At 64.9% G+C, this 18330-nt stretch carries 14 protein-coding genes; 7 read left to right on the top strand and 7 right to left on the bottom strand.

The genetic code is table 11. The annotated features are described in order from the left end of the window. Positions 1-150: 150 nt before the first annotated feature. Both sepH and serC read right to left on the bottom strand, forming a co-directional pair. Entirely contained in the window at positions 151-1194 is a 1044-nt protein-coding gene (gene sepH, locus K940_RS0102040) for a septation protein SepH (protein ID WP_028476145.1), read from the bottom strand. A 209-nt stretch (positions 1195-1403) separates the two neighbouring features. Then, a complete protein-coding gene (gene serC / locus K940_RS0102035) occupies positions 1404-2528 on the bottom strand; it encodes a phosphoserine transaminase (protein ID WP_028476144.1) in 1125 nt (374 codons plus the stop codon). Positions 2529-2592: 64 nt separating this feature from the next. Between serC and K940_RS0102030 the strand changes: the two genes are divergently transcribed. Continuing rightward, positions 2593-3231: a hypothetical protein gene (locus tag K940_RS0102030; RefSeq protein ID WP_028476143.1), complete on the top strand. Its 639-nt coding sequence runs from the start codon at positions 2593-2595 to the stop codon at positions 3229-3231. A gap of 6 nt (positions 3232-3237) precedes the next feature. Here K940_RS0102030 and K940_RS0102025 read toward each other — a convergent pair whose 3' ends face one another. Then, complete coding sequence (locus tag K940_RS0102025; protein WP_051406800.1) at positions 3238-4389, bottom strand: citrate synthase 2; 1152 nt, start codon at positions 4387-4389, stop codon at positions 3238-3240. A 122-nt stretch (positions 4390-4511) separates the two neighbouring features. On the opposite strand from K940_RS0102025, the gene pdxH reads away from it, so the two are divergent. From pdxH to K940_RS0102005, 4 genes are all read left to right on the top strand, one after another. Continuing rightward, on the top strand, positions 4512-5165 hold the full coding sequence (pdxH, locus tag K940_RS0102020; RefSeq protein ID WP_028476141.1) for a pyridoxamine 5'-phosphate oxidase: 654 nt from the start codon (positions 4512-4514) through the stop codon (positions 5163-5165). A 70-nt stretch (positions 5166-5235) separates the two neighbouring features. Then, entirely contained in the window at positions 5236-6516 is a 1281-nt protein-coding gene (locus tag K940_RS0102015; RefSeq protein WP_028476140.1) for an MFS transporter, read from the top strand. Positions 6517-6707: 191 nt separating this feature from the next. Further along, positions 6708-8021, top strand: a complete 1314-nt coding sequence (locus K940_RS0102010; protein WP_081706101.1) for a citrate synthase — start codon at positions 6708-6710, stop codon at positions 8019-8021. Positions 8022-8058: 37 nt separating this feature from the next. After that, positions 8059-8418: an FKBP-type peptidyl-prolyl cis-trans isomerase gene (locus K940_RS0102005; protein ID WP_028476138.1), complete on the top strand. Its 360-nt coding sequence runs from the start codon at positions 8059-8061 to the stop codon at positions 8416-8418. A gap of 16 nt (positions 8419-8434) precedes the next feature. Here K940_RS0102005 and K940_RS0102000 read toward each other — a convergent pair whose 3' ends face one another. The 4 genes from K940_RS0102000 to K940_RS0101985 all read right to left on the bottom strand — a co-directional run bounded on the left by K940_RS0102000 (position 8435) and on the right by K940_RS0101985 (position 13953). After that, positions 8435-9604, bottom strand: coding sequence for a membrane protein (locus K940_RS0102000; RefSeq protein ID WP_028476137.1), 1170 nt, complete (start codon positions 9602-9604; stop codon positions 8435-8437). Between the two features lie 66 nt (positions 9605-9670). Continuing rightward, a complete protein-coding gene (locus K940_RS0101995) occupies positions 9671-11053 on the bottom strand; it encodes a sensor histidine kinase KdpD (protein ID WP_081706100.1) in 1383 nt (460 codons plus the stop codon). Then, entirely contained in the window at positions 11050-11766 is a 717-nt protein-coding gene (locus K940_RS0101990) for a response regulator transcription factor (RefSeq protein WP_036527265.1), read from the bottom strand. Before K940_RS0101990 ends, K940_RS0101995 begins: the two co-directional genes overlap by 4 nt. Positions 11767-11892: 126 nt before the next feature. Then, positions 11893-13953, bottom strand: a complete 2061-nt coding sequence (locus tag K940_RS0101985) for an AMP-binding protein (RefSeq protein ID WP_028476134.1) — start codon at positions 13951-13953, stop codon at positions 11893-11895. A gap of 286 nt (positions 13954-14239) precedes the next feature. On the opposite strand from K940_RS0101985, the gene K940_RS0101980 reads away from it, so the two are divergent. Both K940_RS0101980 and K940_RS0101975 read left to right on the top strand, forming a co-directional pair. Continuing rightward, positions 14240-17917 carry an ATP-binding protein gene (locus tag K940_RS0101980; protein ID WP_231390217.1) on the top strand — a complete coding sequence of 1226 codons (3678 nt, stop codon included), beginning with the start codon at positions 14240-14242 and terminating at the stop codon, positions 17915-17917. Then, entirely contained in the window at positions 17914-18327 is a 414-nt protein-coding gene (locus K940_RS0101975) for a roadblock/LC7 domain-containing protein (protein WP_028476132.1), read from the top strand. Before K940_RS0101980 ends, K940_RS0101975 begins: the two co-directional genes overlap by 4 nt. Positions 18328-18330: the final 3 nt, after the last annotated feature.

The raw sequence follows: 18330 nt of genomic DNA, 5'->3' as shown, positions 1-18330 counted from the left end.
GCCGCGGCTTCCGAGCACCATACAGCCGTTCGGAATCCTCCGCTTCGGTCGCAGCCCAGCGCAGCGGGAGGCGAACTCGATGGGCTCGAACGTCGACAGCTCACAACGGCTCGAACTTTCGGTGGCTCGAACTTTCAGTGGTCAGAACCTTCAGTGGCCCGAACTACGCACCCCGAGCAGCACGTCCTCCCACGATGGCATGGGAGCCTTACCCCGTTTGCTGCGACTCGGCTTCGCGGTGGGAGCCTTGGCCGCAGGTTTGGTGGACTCCTCCGAGGCAGGAGGTGTCGTGGTGTCGGATTCGGTCGAAGGACCATCCACGGCAGGGTCAGCCGAGGTTTCCGCTGCCGTCGTGCTGGCCGAGGTCTTTCCCACAGCCGACGGTGCGGCGCCGGTTGCACCTGTGTTGGACGAGCGCACCGCGGCATTGCCGCCGGCTGCAACAGCGCGCTGCTCGTAGTATTCGTCCAGGGTGGACTGTCCCGGCCGAGCAGCGGCGGTACGCGCAGGCGGTGCGGTTGGCGTGGGGCGAGATTCGCCAGCTGGTTCCGCTTTCGTAGCTGCCGGTTCGGTTTCGGCAGCCACGATTGTCGCCAGCCCGCGCAGGGCTCGACCGAAATCCGGATCGATCAAATCGGCGGACGGATCGTCGAGTGGGGAGACCGAGCCGCCATGGGCATCAGGTTGGAAACGCCAATGCGCGGAAATTTCCGAACGCCCGTTCCGCCACTGCAACTGAGCTACCCAGAAGCCCTTCTCGTCCTTCCAGGCGTCCCAACTCGCGCCGTCGATATTGTGTCCGCGCGCGGTGAAAGCGGCTGTCACCACATCGATCAGAGATTCTGTGGCAGGACCGTCCGGGCGGACCGGGTGCGCTTTTTGAGCGAGTTCGGCGGCCCTGGCCCGTTCCAGCAGAACCGGATAGGCGAACCGCTCGACGCGACCGGGGGGCATGCCGGATTCTTCGGTTACCTGCTCCACGGAGGCTCCGGCGCGAATACGGGCCTGGATATCGCGGGGACGCATAGTCGCTTCCATTTCGATCTCGATCTGGCCGAATCGGGCAAGGTCTCCGCGCGCAGCGGCTCGTAGTTTGTCGTCGGCGGGAAGCCGGAACTTCTGACCGGACTCGGTGTCGATACATACGATGTGCGTGGAGTCGGGCGTCACCCCGATCACTCGAAGTTCACGCACCGTTACCTCCTTATCGCGTCGACTCGCGACACCGCCCACTTTCCGAAACAGTAATGCACATCCGAGATTCGTGCGTCAGGACACGCGGCATGGAAATCGCCGAAGACACTTCCATGCCTCGCTAGTCTGCTCTATTCGACGAGCGGAGTCACATTCCGCGAGGGGCGATTCCGGGCGTGTTGTGGCGACGCACCCGGAATACGCTTCGGTCAGTGAAGATTCTGCACCACCCAGTCGATCGCACGAGTCAGTTGGGTGACGTCGTCGGGATCGATCGCGGGGAACATGCCGATACGTAGTTGGTTGCGACCCAACTTACGGTAGGGCTCGGTGTCCACGATGCCGTTCGCGCGCAGTATTTTCGCCACCGCTGCCGCGTCGACCGTATCGGAGAAGTCGATGGTGCCGACGACCTGAGAACGATGTTCGGGCTCGGCGACGTACGGTGTGGCATAGTCGCTCGATTCCGCCCACGAATACAGCCGCGACGAGGAGTCCAGTGTGCGCTTGACTGCCCAGTCCAGGCCACCGTGGCCATTGAGCCACTCGATCTGCTCGGCGAACAACAGGAGCGTCCCCACTGCCGGGGTGTTGTAGGTCTGGTCTTTGGCGCTGTTGTCGATCGCAATCGGCAACGACAGGAAATCGGGTGTCCAGCGACCCGAAGTTCGGATTTCCTCGACCCGCGCCAGCGCGGCCGGGCTCATCAGAGCAACCCAGAGACCGCCGTCGGATGCGAAGCACTTCTGCGGCGCGAAGTAGTAGACATCGGCATCGGTGATGTTCACCGGGAGGCCGCCCGCGCCGGAGGTCGCGTCGATGGCGACGAGGGCATGCTCCGATCCCGCCGGCCGCTGGACCGGGATCGCGACGCCCGTCGAGGTTTCGTTGTGCGCCCAGCCGATCAAGTCCGCCGAGGGGTCCGACACGGGCGCCGGGGCGCTGCCCGGCTGGGCCGTGATCACGATCGGGTCTTCGATGAAGGGGTTCCCCTTGGTCACGGCAGCGAATTTCGAGCTGAACTCACCGTTGGTCAAGTGCAGCGACCGCTCGCGGACCAACCCGAATGCCGCGGCGTCCCAGAACGCGGTCGTACCGCCATTGCCGAGTACCACCTCGTAGCCATCTGGCAGTCCGAACAGCTCCCGCAAGCCCGAACGCACACGTGCCACTACGTCTTTGACCGGTTTCTGTCGGTGCGAGGTTCCGAACACCGAGGCGCCGATGGTCACCAGGGACTGCAATTGCTCCGGGCGTACCTTGGAGGGGCCGCAGCCGAACCGTCCGTCGGCGGGTTTGAGATCGGCGGGAATGCTCGGGAACGCAGTGGTCATGGCGAACAGGGTAGTCGGTGGCACTACTGTGGGTTCGCTCACACTCCAGCTACCGTAGGCACCCGTGACCATACCTTCAGCAAACTTGGCGTGGCGACTGCGGGCGCGTGCACGAGCGTTCCGTATTCGTAGCGTGACGGTGTCGGAGGCAACGCGGCGGGAGTTGTTGATTCATGGGGAAGCTGGATCGGCGACGATTCTCGATACCCGCCCGCGGCGGACCGAACCATGTCATGTGTTCGACGTCCGAGTGCAGTTGAGCGGGCAGTTCCCTTACGAAACCACGGTGCATCAGCATGTACCGGACAGTGACCTGCAATGGATGCGACCGGGCGATGTGGTGTGCTGCTGCGTCGACCCGCGCGCTCGCGCCCGCATCGTGCTGTACGTGCCCGAGATGACGCAATGCGGTCGGTCTTCGGTCGCGAAGATCCTGGCCGACGGCAGACGCGCGGAGGCGACGGTGCTGGCGGCCGCGCCGGTCGCCGCCGACTATTCCGGTCGCGACGACCCCTTTCTGCGCCTCGATCTCGAAGTGCACGCATGGGACGAGCCCGTGCCCTGGCGCGTTCGTATCGTTCAGTCGGTACCGTTGAGCGCCATCGGGCTGGTGGACCTGGGCCGCCGGCTGGAGGTCGCCTTCTTCACCGTCGACCGGGGTGAAACCGTCGCCATCGACTGGGCGTCGTCCCGCTGGGGGTAGTCCGCCTCAGGCGTGGGTGATCGTGTCCCAGCCCGCAACGTCGGTGGGTTTGCGCGCACCCGGTCCGGTGTAGACGGCCGCAGGTCGGACCAGCTTGCCCAACTGCTTCTGTTCGAGGATGTGTGCACACCAGCCCGCGGTGCGGCCACAGGTGAACATGGCGGGCATCATGTGCGCCGGTACTTCGGCGAAGTCGAGGATGACGGCGGCCCAGAACTCGACATTGGTTTCGATCGCGCGGTCGGGCCGGCGTTCGCGAAGTTCGGCCAGCGCGGCCTGTTCCAGGGCGGCGGCAACTTCGTAGCGTGGAACGCCCAGACGTTGTGCAGTCGCGCGCAGCACTCGAGCGCGTGGGTCCTCGGCTCGGTAGACCCGATGGCCGAAGCCCATCAGCTTCTCTTTGCGGTCCAGGATCCGCTTCACCAGAGACTGGGCATCGCCGGTGCGCTCCACCTCTTCGATCGTCGGGAGCACGCGTGCCGGTGCGCCGCCGTGCAGCGGACCCGACATGGCGCCGATCGCACCGGACAGCGCCGCCGCCACATCGGCGCCGGTCGAGGCGATCACTCGCGCCGTGAAGGTGGAGGCGTTCATACCGTGCTCGGCGGCGCTGACCCAGTAGGCGTCGATGGCCTCGGTGTGGCGCGGATCCGGGTCACCTTTCCACCGGGTCATGAAGCGCTCGGTGACAGTTGTGCACTCGTCGACCTTCTTTTGCGGCACCGCGGGTTGGTAGATTCCGCGCGCGGACTGAGCGACATACGACAATGCCATCACCGAGGCGCGGGCCAGGTTCTCCCGTGCAGTGGTGTCGTCGATGTCCAGCAAGGGCTGGTAACCCCAGATAGGCGCGAGCATGGCCAGAGCGGCCTGGACATCGACGCGCACATCCCCGGTGTGCACCGGCAAGGGGAACGGCTCGGCCGGGGGCAAACCACGCCCGAAAGATCCATCGACCAGCAGCGCCCAGACATCACCGAAGGTCACTCGGCTCGCTACCAGGTCTTCGATGTCGATGCCCCGGTAGCGCAGCGCGCCGCCATCCTTGTCGGGTTCGGCGATATCGGTGGTGAACGCCACCACACCTTCCAGACCGCTGGCGAAATCGCTGGGTACCGCAGCCCGCTCGCCCGAAACCACGGGGCCGGAAGTAGTCATGTCGCGACTCTCCTTGCGTTCGAGTCCCAAGTTGTCGCCATTGGGAGGAATGTCGGATTTGACAAGCGCATGCCAATTCTCACGACCTTAACCCCCCAGGGTCGCGGAGTAGCATCTGCCCCATGGCCGACCCGGACAATTCGCCGCGCAGTGTCGACGAGGACGAACAACTGGATGTGACCTGGCTGGCCGGTGGGTGGGAGCCGCTGTTGCGTCACTGGATCGAACAGGCCACCGCCCGCGGTGTCGCCGAACCCGGTGCCATGGTGCTGGCCACGGTTTCGCTGGCCGACGGCACACCGCGACCGGTCGCGCGCACCGTGCTGTGCCGAGGGCTTTCGCCCGAGGGGGTGGTCTTCTACACGAACTTCGACTCGGCCAAAGGGGCACAGTTGGCTGCGGTTCCCTACGCCGCCGTCACCTTCCTCTGGACCCCGCTGGGACGTCAGGTGCACGTGCGTGGTGCGGTGCAACGCGTATCGGCCGAGACCACTGCGGCCTACTGGCATGCCCGGCCGAGGGACTCACAGTTGGGTGCCTGGGCCTCGCATCAGTCCCAGCCGATCGCCTCGCGCGCAGAGCTGGAGCGAGAGTTGGCGCAGGTCATCGCACGGTTCGACGACGTCGACGAGATCCCGGTGCCCCCCAATTGGGGTGGATTTCTTCTCCGGCCCGACGAGGTGGAGTTCTGGCAGGAGCGGCACGCCCGTCTGCACAATCGCATCCGAGTGCGCATCACGGGAGATTCGTCCACGATCGAGCGTCTACAGCCGTGAGATATTCCCGGCCATCGGGGTGAGAATTCTCGCATCCGCTCGCCGCGGGTGACGGGATACGCTGCGGCCAGTGAAGTTGCTCGCCGACACCACCCCATTGCGCAATCCGGACTACCGTCGCCTCTGGGTCTCGGGCATCGTCACGGTGATCGGTGCGCAGATGTCCGTTGTGGCTGTACCGGCGCAAATCTTCCAGATCACCAATAGCTCCGGCTACGTCGGCCTGGCCGGATTGTTCGGGTTGGTGCCACTGGTGGTTTTCGGCCTGTGGGGCGGGGCACTTGCCGATGTGGTGGACCGTCGTAGGCTGCTGCTGATCACCAATGCCGGTACCGGGCTGACCGCCGTTGCCTTCTGGCTGCAAGCGGCGGTCGGAGTGAACAATGTGTGGGTGGTTCTCGGCCTGTTCGCGCTGCAGCAGGCCTTCTTTGCGGTGAACCAGCCCACTCGTAGCGCCACCATCCCGCGATTGTTGCCGAAGGAGCAACTCGCCGCGGCGAACTCGTTGAGTATGACGGTGATGCAATTCGGCGCCATCGCTGGGCCGGTGTCGGCGGGGATGCTCATTCCGCACGTGGGACTTTCCACGCTGTATCTGATCGATGCCATCGCTCTGCTCGCCACACTGTGGGCGGTATGGCGATTGCCTGCGCTGCCACCGACCGGATCGGTGCGTCGGGCCGGGTTCCGCACGGTGCTCGACGGTTTCGTCTATATCGCGACCCAGCGGGTGCTGCTCGCGTCGTTCGTGGTGGATGTGATCGCCATGGTATTCGGGATGTCGCGCGCACTGTTCCCGCAGATCGCGCAGGAGATGTTCGGTGATACCGACAGTGGCCGGATGGCGCTCGGGCTGTTGTTCGCATCGATGTCGGCGGGCGCCGTGCTCGGCGGTGTGTTCTCCGGCTGGATTCCGCGGGTGCGCCGCCAGGGTTACGCCGTGCTCGTCTGTATCACGCTGTGGGGCCTGGCCATGATCGGTTTCGGCGCGGCTGTCGGATGGAGCGGGAACGGACTCGATGTGCGGGTTGGGCTGTCGATCGCTGTGGCGTGCTTGGCGTTCGGCGGTGCGGTGGACATGGTCTCGGCCGCGTTGCGGATCACGATGTTGCAGACCGTGGCGACGGATGAGCTACGCGGACGGCTTCAAGGAGTGTTCATTGTGGTGGTTGCGGGCGGCCCGCGCCTCGGTGACGTTTCCCACGGTTTCGCGGCGGCGAGTGTGGGTACCGCGGCGGCTGCCGCCGGCGGGGGAGGGCTCGTCGTGGTGGGCACGCTGATCGCGGCTGTCGCTTTCCCAGCCTTCAGACGTTATCGTGTCCGTCGCGTTCATGCTGAAATACCGGTGTGACTTGTGCCACAAGCGTCGCTCAGCCGTGCTCGCCGCAACTGTGGAACCTCACCGCGCCAGGACAGGTTTGTGAGCCGTTGCAGGACTACCCTCCGTATTTGTCTGCGCCGGTGAACGGCTAGCGTTGAGGAAAGCGTGTCGTGCGCCGACCGCGCCGGTGCCTACGGTTCTAGCCTGAGAGGGATCCTTCAGTGCCCGCTGAGAACATTATCAACGTCGACGACGATGCCAAGCCGGTCTTGTCCTATCCCGGTGGAGAGTTCCCGATGACGGTCACCAGAGCCGTCGAGGGCAACGACGGAATCGAACTGGGAAAGCTGCTGGCCAGCACCGGGTACGTGACATACGACCCGGGCTTCATGAACACTGCCCCGACCAAATCGGCCATCACCTATATCGATGGTGAGGCCGGAATCCTACGCTATCGCGGCTACCCGATCGACCAACTCGCCGCCGCCTCGACGTTCATCGAGGTCAGCTATTTGCTGATCTTCGGGGAATTGCCGACACAGCCCCAGCTCGAGGACTTCACCGACCGCATACGCCGTCATACTCTGCTGCACGAGGACCTCAAGCGATTCTTCGATGGTTTCCCACGCAATGCGCACCCGATGCCGGTGCTGTCGTCGGCTGTGAACGCGCTGTCGGCCTATTACCAGGATTCGCTCGACCCGCGCGATCCAGACCAGGTCGAATTGTCCACTATCCGGCTGCTCGCCAAGCTTCCCACCATCGCGGCCTATTCGTACAAGAAGTCGGTTGGTCAGCCCTTCCTCTACCCGGACAATTCGCTGAGTCTGGTGGAGAACTTCCTGCGGATGACCTTCGGTTTCCCCGCCGAGCCCTACGAGGTCGACCCCGAGGTGGCCGCTGCGCTGGACATGCTGCTGATCCTGCATGCCGATCACGAGCAGAATTGCTCCACGTCCACCGTGCGATTGGTCGGCTCCTCCGATGCCAACCTGTTCACTTCGGTGTCCGGCGGGATCAACGCATTGTGGGGACCGCTGCACGGCGGCGCGAACCAGGCCGTGCTCGAGATGCTCGATGGAATCAAGGCCGACGGCGGTGACGTCAAAGACTTCATCCGCAGGGTCAAGAAGAAGGAAGACGGCGTGAAGCTGATGGGCTTCGGGCATCGCGTCTATCGCAACTACGACCCGCGTGCGTCGATCGCCAAGAAACACGCCGACGCCATTCTGAGCAAGCTGGGGGGCGCGGACGAGCTGTTCGAGATCGCCCAGGCGCTGGAAGACGCCGCACTCACCGACGACTACTTCATCGAACGGCGCCTCTACCCGAACGTCGACTTCTACACCGGTGTGATCTACCGGGCGATGGGCTTCCCCACCCGTATGTTCACCGTGCTGTTCGCGATGGGTCGGCTTCCCGGTTGGATCGCACACTGGCGGGAAATGCACAGCGAACCGTTGAAGATCGGCCGTCCGCGGCAGGTCTACACCGGCTACAGCGCCCGTGACTATCGCGAGATCGCCAACCGTTGACCGTTTTCATCCACTACCCAGCGAAGGGAACAGCCGAATGACCAAACCGGAGATCGAGTTTCAAGTAGGACCCGCGCCCACCGATCTTGTGATCAAGGACATCATCGAAGGAGAGGGCAAAGAAGCCGTGCCGGGCGGCGTGGTCGAAGTGCACTATGTCGGGGTCGAATTCGAATCCGGGGAAGAGTTCGACTCGTCGTGGAGTCGCGGCGAGTCCATCACGTTCCCGCTGCGCAGCCTGATCCAGGGTTGGCAGGATGGTATTCCTGGAATGAAGGTCGGAGGCCGTCGCCAGCTGACCGTCCCGCCTCAGCTGGCCTACGGTCCCGCCGGCGCCGGTCACCAGCTGTCGGGCAAGACCCTGGTGTTTGTCATCGATCTGCTGAGTGTGAACTGATCGTCCATTCTGCGGGCTACTCCAGGATGATCTCGACCGGGTCGGTGAGCGCCAGTGCCAGCTTCGACTGCTGGGCGCCGGTCCGCTGAGGGAGGGCGGCGACCGCCTTGTCGGTTTGGGTCGTCAGGTTGGCCACGACTTTCTGCAGCTGGCCGACTCCGTCGGTGAGCTGACCGATGGCGTCGACCAGTTGGGCGCCCCCCTGTTCGGCGAGCTGGGGTAGATCCTCGGCAAGCTTTGCCCCCTCGGACAACTGTGCGCTGGCACTGGTCAGGCGGTCGACGACCGTGCGCAACACAGTGCCCAGATCGGTGTCGGGGTCCACCGCGCCGCCGACCAGCGAACCGAGTTCGGTCAGCTGGGAGCCCGCCTGGTCGGACACGGCGCGCAGCGCCTCCAGCTTTGCAATGACGTCGACCAGAATCGGATCGTCGGCAAACGGCGTCGCATGCAGCAGCGGCAGAATCTCGTCGAGTCCACCGGACACCGTATCGGCCGTCTGTTCCACCTGTGCGATCGTGATATCGGTCGAATCCAGTGCATCGGCCAGTTGATGGGCTTGCGCGGCAGCGCCGTCCACGGTGGAGTTCAGCATCGCAATCGCCGAGGACAGTTGCGCCGAACCTTCCTTGGCGAAGTCCAGAAAGTCGAGCAACTGCGCCGCGCCGGAACTGAACTGTTCGGCACCTGCGGCCGCTGCGTCGACACCCATGCCGAGCAATTGTGCGGTGAACTGTATTTGCGACATCTGAGACCGAGCGTGCGTGGCGGCGGCGAGCGCTGCGTCGACACCGACGGCGCCGATATGACGCCGCACTTCGGTGACCGCGCCCGCGACGTGGTCCGCGTCGACCTCGTCGTGCGTGCGAACGATCACCTCGGCCCGTTTCGGCTGTGTGCTGGCCAAAGTACCCAAAGACTCGGTGAGATCCGTGGGTAGGACGATCACTGCGGCGTAGTCTTCGACATTCGCCGCGTTCGGTGCGGTGACGGTCCACTCGTATCCGCCGGCTGCTTGCAGGGAAGCGACGACCTGTGAACCGGTCGGCCCGGAATCGGTGTCGACCAACGCGATTTCCGTCGGTACTGGCCCGGGCTCGGTGCGGAGCGCGATTGCGCCCCCCACAGTTGTCGTGGTGACGAGCACGATGGCGAGAAGGGTCCAGCGCGTACGTTTTCCGATCACGTCCGCAGACCCTAGACACTTGTCTTGGCTCGGTCTCTGGCAGTTGTCTGAGAGTTGATTGAGAGTTCAGGTACCGGCGCGGTAGGGAAGTTCCAGAACCAGGCGAATGCCGCCCAACATGCCCTCATCGAAGTAGGCCCGGCCGCCGTGGAGTTGAGCTTGCTGGGCGACCAGTGCGAGACCGAGGCCGGAACCTCCTTTGCTGGCCCGACTGCCACGAAAGAAGCGGTCGAAGACAGCGTCGCGCTCCTCGGGCGGTATGCCGCGGCCGTTGTCGTCGATGGTGATGACGATATGGCCGCCGGGTACCCGGTGCGCGGAAACCAGGGCTTCGGTGGCTGCGCCGTGTTTGACCGAATTGGTCAGGGCGTTGTCCACAGCCAGTCGCAGCCCCGCGGGCAGACCCCGGGTCACCAACTCGGCATCGGATTCGATACGGACGGTGAGTTCCGGGAAGTGTCGCATGGCGTCGTGCGCAGCCTGGTCACACAGGTCACCGACGTCGGTGGCGACGTGGTCGCGCTCGTCGGTCAGGTCGCCGGTGGCCAGTCGTTCCAGAGCCGTCAGTGTCGTCTCCACTCTTCCCTGACTACGCTGCAGGTCATCGAGGATTTCCGCCCGCTGTTGCTCATCGAGGTCAAGGGTCCGTAGTACTTCGAGATCGGTGCGCATGGCGGTGAGCGGGGTGCGCAGTTCGTGTGCGGATACGGCAGCGAAGTCGCGCGCTGTCTCCAACGCGGCGGCCGTCGCGGCCTGAGCCTGATCGACCCGTCGCAGCATGGTGTTCACCGCGTCGGCCAGTTTTTCCGCTTCGCGCACGCCCGCGCCTTCCACCGGTGCTTGCGGATTGCGCAGGTCTGGGAATGCGCTGCGCGCACCGACCTGCCGAGTGAGTCGGACGATCGGACGTACCGCAGCGCCCGCGAGCAACCAGCCGAGACCTGCGGCAGCAGCAATGGACAGCAGGGCGCCACCGAGCACCCACCGCTGTTGTTCCGCAGTCGCTTTCGCTGCAGCAGCGGCGGGAATACCGAGTGAGACGACTTGTCCCGTTGGCTGGCTCTCGGTGGTGGTCAGCACGCGATACGGAGTACCGGACACGGAGACGGTGCGCGAACCACTGGGAAGTGCGGGTAGTTCTATGGCCGTAGTCGCGACAACGCCGCCGTTGTCACGGACGGTGAGCGCCATGTCGTTGTTCAGTCCGGTCAGACTGATGAACTGGACGGCTACCCGCGGCTCGATCACGACGATGCGCGCCGCGATGGCGAGTTGTTGATCGGACTGCTGCAGATTGTTGCGTTCGATCGCTCGAACACTGATCAGGCTGATCAGTGTCACGAGGATGACAGCCCCGGCGGCCGCCGCGGTTGCGACCCGCGTTCGCAGCGAAAAAGACTGTCGCCGTGATGCTTTCACCGGCCCGGCTGCGTCGGCTGACTCGGTCATTTCGGCGCTCGTAACACGAAACCGACACCGCGGATCGTATGCAGGAGCCGGGGCGTCTCGGCTGTCTCGAGCTTGCGCCGCAGATACCCGACGAACACATCCACCACATTGGTATCGGCGGCGAAGTCGTAGCCCCACACCAACTCGAGGAGACGTTCGCGGCTCAGCACCACGCCGGCGTTCCTGGCCAATGTCGACAACAGTTCGAATTCTCTTTTGGTGAGCTCGATCTCGTGACCACCCACCAGCGCGCGATAGCCGGCGAGATCCACGTCGAGCGGGCCGACCGTGATCACGGTGCGCGTGGTCTGGGCAGGCGTGTCGGTACGTCTGCGCAACAACGCACGGATTCGGGCAACCAGTTCCGCCAGCACGAACGGTTTGACCAGATAGTCGTCGGCGCCGGACTCCAATCCGGAGATGCGATCGTCCACCGACGCGCGGGCGCTGAGCACACAGATGGGTACCTCGTTTCCCATCGCGCGTAGTGCGGTGACCACCCCTGCGCCGTCGAGCACTGGCATGTTCATGTCCAGAACGACGGCGTCGGGAGCATGGTCGTTCACGCTGCGCAGTGCTTGCGCGCCATCCCTGGCCACCAATACATGGAAACCGGACAATCGCAGCCCGCGTTCGACCGAAACGAGTACGTCCTCGTCATCGTCGACGACAAGGACGGTCGGGGTTGCGCTTCGTTCGGTCACGGTGCACATTCTGCCGCCCCGGACCACTGTATCCGGCTCGGACCGTGGGTGTGGCGTCCCGGACGACGGCACGACTCGGTCACGACCGGAGGATATCGACCCTCGTGCGCGGGAATGGGCTGGTACCTGCGAAGATCACGATGGTGCGACGGGATCCCCATCGGTAGCCGCCTCGTCGGAGTTCGGCAGGTCATCGGCAGCCGGTTCGAGCCAGTGTGGACGGGCCGCACGGATCTCTTGCTCGAGCGTCGCGAGCACGGTGGGATCATCGATGGTGGAGGGGATTTCGAAGGCCACGCCAGTGGTGATCTCGCGGATGGTCTTGCGCAAGATCTTGCCGGATCTGGTCTTGGGGAGTGCCGAGACGACGATGGCGTCGTGCAGCGTCGCGATCGCGCCGACCTGGCTGCGCACCCGCTCGGCGAGTTCGTCGCGCAACTGTTCCGGATCGACCTCGACGCCGGACTTCAGCACCGCATAGGCCAGCGGCCGGTGTCCTTTGAGTTCGTCCGGCAGCCCGATGACCGCGCATTCGGCGACCATGTCGTGCGCGGCGATCGCAGCTTCGATGCTGCCCGCCGACAGTCGATGCCCGGCCATGTTGATCACGTCGTCGCTGCGCCCGAGGACGAACAGGTAGCCGTCCTCGTCGAGATAGCCGTAGTCGCCGGTCAGATAGTGGCCCGGATAGGCCGACAAGTACGAGCGTTGATATCGGGCGTCGTCGCGCCACAGTCCGGTGAATGCGCCGGGCGGCAGGGGCAGTCCGACGACGATATTGCCTTCGGTGTTCGACGCCACCGGGTTGCCGGAGGAGTCCAGTACGCGAACGCGATAGCCCGGCACCGGTACCGATGCCGAGCCGGCTTTGATCGGCAGTTGCTGTAGACCCAGTGGGTTCGCGCAGATGGGCCAGCCGGTTTCGGTTTGCCACCAGTGATCGACGACCGGGCAGTCGGGGTGTTGCGCGAGCAGAGTATCCACCGCCCACGCGAAGGTGGCCGGGTCGAGTCGTTCGCCCGCGCAGAACAACGCCCGCAGAGTGGAGAGGTCGTAGCTGTGCGCCAGTTGCGCGCTCGGGTCGGCCTTGCGGATGGCGCGCAACGCGGTCGGTGCGGTGAACAGCACATCGACCTTGTACTGTGCGACTACTCGCCAGAAGGCGCCCGCGTCCGGCGTGCCGACCGGCTTGCCCTCGTACAGCACCGTGGTGGCACCCACCAGCAGAGGCGCATAGACGATATAGGAGTGCCCGACGACCCAGCCGACGTCGGACGCTGCCCACATCACCTGGCCCGGCTCGACGTTGTAGACGTTGCGCATCGACCATGCGAGCGCCACCGCGTGACCACCATTGTCCCGGACCACTCCCTTGGGCTTGCCCGTGGTGCCGGAGGTGTAGAGGATGTACAGCGGATCGGTCGCGGCAACCGACACCGGATCGGCCGGCGTAGCGGTGCGCACTACGTCGTCCCAGTCGAGCCACTGGACGCCCATGCTTTGTTCCGGACTCGACAGGTGTTCGGTCGCCGCCGGGGCCGACACGAACGGAACGGGGTCGAACTGTGCTCGTTGCTTGACGATCACGGTGTGGGGTGCGGCGGTGTCGGCAAGTTCCAGTGCGCGTTGCACGATGGGTGGGTAGTCGATCTTCTTGCCCGGTTCCAATCCACCGGACGCCGTGACGATCAGGACAGGTTCCGCGTCGGTGATCCGTGCGGCCAACTCCGGCGCAGCGAAGCCGCCGAATACCACCGAATGCACCGCGCCGATCCGGGCGCAGGCCAACATGGCGATTACTGCTTCGGGGATCATCGGCAGGTAGATGACTACGCGGTCGCCGCTCGAGACGCCCAGTCGGGTCAGTGCCCCGGCGAAGCGGGACACCTCCGCGAGGAGCTCTGCATAGGTATGGACCGAACCGGCGCCGGCGACAGGCGAGTCGTATATCAACGCCGGCTGATCTGCCCGACTGCGGTGCTGCGCGGAACGCGGGTATACGTGGCGGTCGAGTGCGTTGAAGGATGTGTTGAGTCGCGCGTCGGGGAACCAGGTGACAGTGGGGCGTGAGGTTGCGTCGAGGACCTGCGTCGGTGGCACGTCCCAGTCGATGGCTGTGGCCGCGCGCGCCCAGAACTCGGCGGAATCCACCAAGCTGGTTTGATAGGCCGGTCGGTACTCCTGCCGCACGTTCAACCCGTGACTCCCTAGCTTCGTTTCGGTGCCCGCCTCGATAGATCTGGTTGATTGTGGCAGACTTCACGCGACGCCCGGGCGGGTGCCGCGACCATAGGTTTTGTATGGAACCAGCAGGTCAGTGGTTGCGATCTCGCGCGGAGTCACTGGAGAAGTTATTGATCCGTTAGAATCTGATGTCACCTATTTGGGCCGTCGTAGACGCTATTTCTCGGCCAGCCGCAGTTCTCGGCCAGCTCCACCTGTCGAGCCATGCACGCGATTGTGGAGGCTCGGCTGATGGCGCGTGGTAGAGGCCAGTTTGGAAAGTGAGTGGGAGATGCGTGACGCCGCTAGGTCCAGCAGTAAACGCTGGGCACTCGGCAACTGGGACTTGCGCTGGAAGGTGACGGCGGTGCTCGCCGTTCCGCTCGCAGTCGCGGTCGGACTGGGCGTGTCCAGGGTTTCGACGGAGTTCGCGGAATCGAATCGGCTTGCTGGTGTCGCCGAGAATGTTGCGGCCATCCCGCTGGTCACCGCACTCAGTGCGGCGACCGCGACGACTGCGGGCTCACAGATGATCCCGCAGTCGCCCAGCGTGTCCATGGTGACAGATCAGAATCTGGCCGATTTGGATACGGCGATCGCCGATGTCGAGCAGGCGGCCGATCTTCTCGACAGCTCCCCCCGCGCCCGGACGTTGCTCGACAGTATGCTCGCCGAGGCGAAATCCGTGCTCGCCCAAGGTAAAGCGGTGACCAGCGCGCCGAGTGTGGAAGCACTTGCAGTGATCGACCGGGTGCGCAACAACGGTGTGCGGATCGTGGAGATCACCATGCAGCGGGTCAGCGACTCGACGGTGGATGCGGCCAAGTCCCGGTTGGTCGATTCACTCAACACCCGCGCCACGTTGGTCGGTGAACTCGCCGCTGTCCCCGAAGTGCTGCGCAGTCCCCAGGACGGTGTGCAGTCCTTTCTGATCGCGGCCAACACCGAGCGTGCGATGCTCAATGTGCTCGCTCACCGCCTCCCCGACGGTGACAGTGCGGTCGAGGATCTGCGTGCTGGCATCGACACCAGGACCAAATTGCTGAAGAGTCCGCAGGCTCAGGCAGGTCAGATCCCGGTCGGTGATCTGAAGAAGTCGCTGTCGGACAGCCTCGCGGTGTACGAGAGCGTCGTCGATCAGGCGACCGACGACATCGACTCCGGAATGCAGTCGTTGGCCTCCGCTGCCCAGCGTGGCGCCTGGACCTACACCATGGTCGTGCTTCTGACCATTCTCGCGGCGCTCCTGCTCGCCGTGTTCGTCGCCCGCTCGATGATCGTTCCGCTGCATCGGTTGCGTTTGGCGGCATTGCGCGTGGCGGAGAGCGACCTGCCGCACGAGGTTGCACAACTGCGTAATGGTGCCGCGCCGGAAGAGGTTCCGTTGGAACCGATGCCGGTACGCAGTTCCGAGGAAATCGGCCAGTTGGCCCGCGCGGTGGACGACATCCACGGTCAGGCATTGCGCTTGGCGAGTGATCAAGCGAAGATGCGTTCGCAGGTCAATGACATGTTCGAGACTCTCGCCCGGCGATCCAAGTCGCTGGTGGATCATCAGCTCAGCCTGATCGAGGCGATGGAGTACGACGAGAAGGACCCGCGACTGCTGGAAAACCTCTTCCGCTTGGACCATCTTGCCGCGCGTATGCGCCGTAATGGCGACAATCTCCTCATTCTCGCCGGGACCAGGCAGCGCCGAGCCAAGTCCGCTCCTGTCGAGATCGCCGACGTGCTGCGCGCAGCGATCTCCGAGGTCGAGGACTATGAGCGGGTGAAACTCGGCGCCACTCCGCGAGGTTCGCTCAGGGAGCCTGCCGCCTCCGACCTGGCACATCTGTTCGCCGAGTTGTTGGACAATGCGTTGCGGGCCTCGCCGCCGGAGACAGATGTCAAATTCACCTTCGCGCAGGCACACGATCAGGGGTTGCTCATCGAGGTCGCCGACCGAGGAATCGGTGTGCCGCCGGCCGAGATGGCCGACATCAACCGGCGCCTCGCGGAAACCGCCGAGCCTGGGCCCGACACTGCCCGCCACATGGGTCTGTTCGTGGTTGGCCGCCTCGCCGACCGGCACGGCCTCACGGTGCGGTTGCGCCCCACGTTCGATACTGCCCGCGATCCGGGCGTGACGGTCACCGTTCATGTTCCAGCTGCTCTGATTGCCGCAGGTACGCCGATCGTGGGACAGCCCGTCGACCCGCAACCCGCCGCGCCGCAATCTTCTCCGCAAGCCGCGGTGCCGCAGCAATCGCCGGCGCCGTCAACCATGCAGACGCGGGCAATAACCCGGACCCCTGGGGGCAATGTCATGGTCACTGTCGATCCTGGAGTGAGCGGCCCGATTCCGGTCGGCGATTCCACGTCGGCAGGTCCATCCGATCGATCCGAGGCGGCCAACCGGCCGGTATCCACCGGCCCCAGCGGGCTTCCGCAGCGCCAGCCGGGTGCGTCGGCGTCGAACGGGGCGCCTTCCGACTCGCAGCAGTCCGATACGAGTCTGCGTCCAGCACCGGGCCAGCCGACCACGAATGGTCCGCAGCGTGGCAAGTTGGCCGCCGCCAACTTGCCGCGACGCAACGCTGGCGCAACCGGCACCCCGCCACGCCAATCCACCGGTTCATCCGACCTGGGTGATACCAGCCTGCTTCCACGAGACGCCATCTCGAGTGAATCGCCCCATCGTCAGCCGAACGCGGGTTCGCCTCAGCGCGAGTCCGCTGTGGGTTTGCCTCAGCGTGAGCCGGGCGCTACTGGTCTTCCGCAGCGGCAGCCGGGCGCTACTGGTTTGCCTCAGCGGCAGCCGGGCGCTACTGGTCTTCCGCAGCGGCAGCCGGGCGCTACCGGTCTTCCGCAGCGGCAGCCGGACCCGGTGGATTCGCCTCAGCGTGAGTCCGGAGCTACTGGTTTGCCTCAGCGTGAGCCAGGCGCTAATGGTTTGCCTCAGCGTGAGCCCGGTGCTAGTGGTTTGCCGCAGCGGCAGCCGGGCGCTACTGGTTTGCCTCAGCGGCAGCCGGGCGCAAGTGGTTTGCCGCAGCGGCAGCCGGGCGCTACCGGTCTACCTCAGCGGCGCCCCGGAGTGAACGACGTGCCGCAGCGTCCGGCGCCACTGGGGGAAGCATCACCGCGGGAGCCGAGCGCTGCCGGCCTGCCGTCGCGACACCTTGGGCCGAGCCTGTCACACCGCGATGCCCCGCCCGGCATTTCGGCACGGCACGGGTCTGCTGCCACGGGTGTGTCCGAATTCGGATCCGCCTCCGGCGCCTCGTCTGCCGGCAATGGGCTGCCCGATCGTGACTCGTCGGGGATCGATGGGGGATCGCACGGCATGCCCGGCTCGGCCAGTGCGCCGCACCGCGATAGCGACGTGACCGATCTGCCGCAACGGCAGCCGGGAGCTCGAACACCGCAGCACCAACCACCTCCTCCGGGAGTTGCGCTGCCGAGGCGGGCCGGAGGCCAACACGAGGCGAACAATGAGCAGTCCGCTCCCGCCTCGGGGCGCGATCCTGGCAGGCACAGCTTCCGGTCCAACCCGGAGAAGACGGCCTCGTTCTTCCAGACCCGGTTGCAGCCGGCGGCTGAACCGGGGCCGGCAGTGGGGACACCGATCTTCGCTGAGATGATGTCGGCCTGGCTTTCGGATCCCAGCACACCTCGATCCGAGACCGGAACCTCCTTCGAGTCGCCGGGTGATGAAGGATGGCAAGCTGCGCGTCACGCCAGTGAGGTGCAGGCCGAGGCGAAGACAGCGGCGGGTTTGCCGCAGCGAAATCCGGGCAGGAGGCTTGTGCCGGGTGGCGTCAGCGGCGCGGCGGATCGGGCTCCGCAGCGTGATCCAGAAACGATCAGGTCCAGCTTGAGTCGTCACCAGCAGGGCGTTCGTGACGGCCGCGCAAAGAGAGCAATGAATCTTACTGGAGACAAAGGAGACCGATGAACCCCGATCTAGGTGGTACGAACCGTCAGCTGGATTGGCTGGTTTCGAACTTCGCCAACGAGGTTCCTGGAGTTGCCCATGCCGTCCTGGTCTCGGCTGACGGCCTGCTCATGGCTGCCAGCGCACAACTACCGGTCGACCGCGCCGAGCAACTCTCGGCTGTCACAGCCGGTCTGGCCAGCCTATCGGTCGGCGTCTCGAATCTGTTCGAAGGCGGTACCGTGCTGCAGTCGGTTGTCGAGATGGAACACGGCTATCTGCTACTCATGGCAGTCGGTGATGGCTCGTATCTCGCGGTGCTGACCAATACCTCCTGTGATATAGGTCAAGTCGGCTACGAGATGGCTCTGCTGGTCGAGCGGGTTGGTCAGACGGTTCAGGCCACACCACGCGTCACAACAGGTTCCTGATGG

Origin of the sequence: Nocardia sp. CNY236 (assembly GCF_000482385.1) — a bacterium.
Taxonomy (GTDB): Bacteria; Actinomycetota; Actinomycetes; order Mycobacteriales; family Mycobacteriaceae; genus Nocardia.
The sequence above is the reverse complement of the archived record's forward strand: the minus strand, read 5'-3'. Positions and strand labels throughout refer to the sequence as shown.

What these genes read in the sequence shown, in the direction of transcription:
- K940_RS0101975 (WP_028476132.1), top strand. Translation starts at nt 17,914, where the DNA reads ATGAACCCCGATCTAGGTGGTACGAACCGTCAGCTGGATTGGCTGGTT.
- K940_RS0102005 (WP_028476138.1), top strand. Translation starts at nt 8,059, where the DNA reads ATGACCAAACCGGAGATCGAGTTTCAAGTAGGACCCGCGCCCACCGAT.
- K940_RS0101995 (WP_081706100.1), bottom strand. Translation starts at nt 11,053, where the DNA reads ATGACCGAGTCAGCCGACGCAGCCGGGCCGGTGAAAGCATCACGGCGA.
- pdxH (WP_028476141.1), top strand. Translation starts at nt 4,512, where the DNA reads ATGGCCGACCCGGACAATTCGCCGCGCAGTGTCGACGAGGACGAACAA.
- K940_RS0102025 (WP_051406800.1), bottom strand. Translation starts at nt 4,389, where the DNA reads ATGACTACTTCCGGCCCCGTGGTTTCGGGCGAGCGGGCTGCGGTACCC.
- serC (WP_028476144.1), bottom strand. Translation starts at nt 2,528, where the DNA reads ATGACCACTGCGTTCCCGAGCATTCCCGCCGATCTCAAACCCGCCGAC.
- K940_RS0101990 (WP_036527265.1), bottom strand. Translation starts at nt 11,766, where the DNA reads ATGTGCACCGTGACCGAACGAAGCGCAACCCCGACCGTCCTTGTCGTC.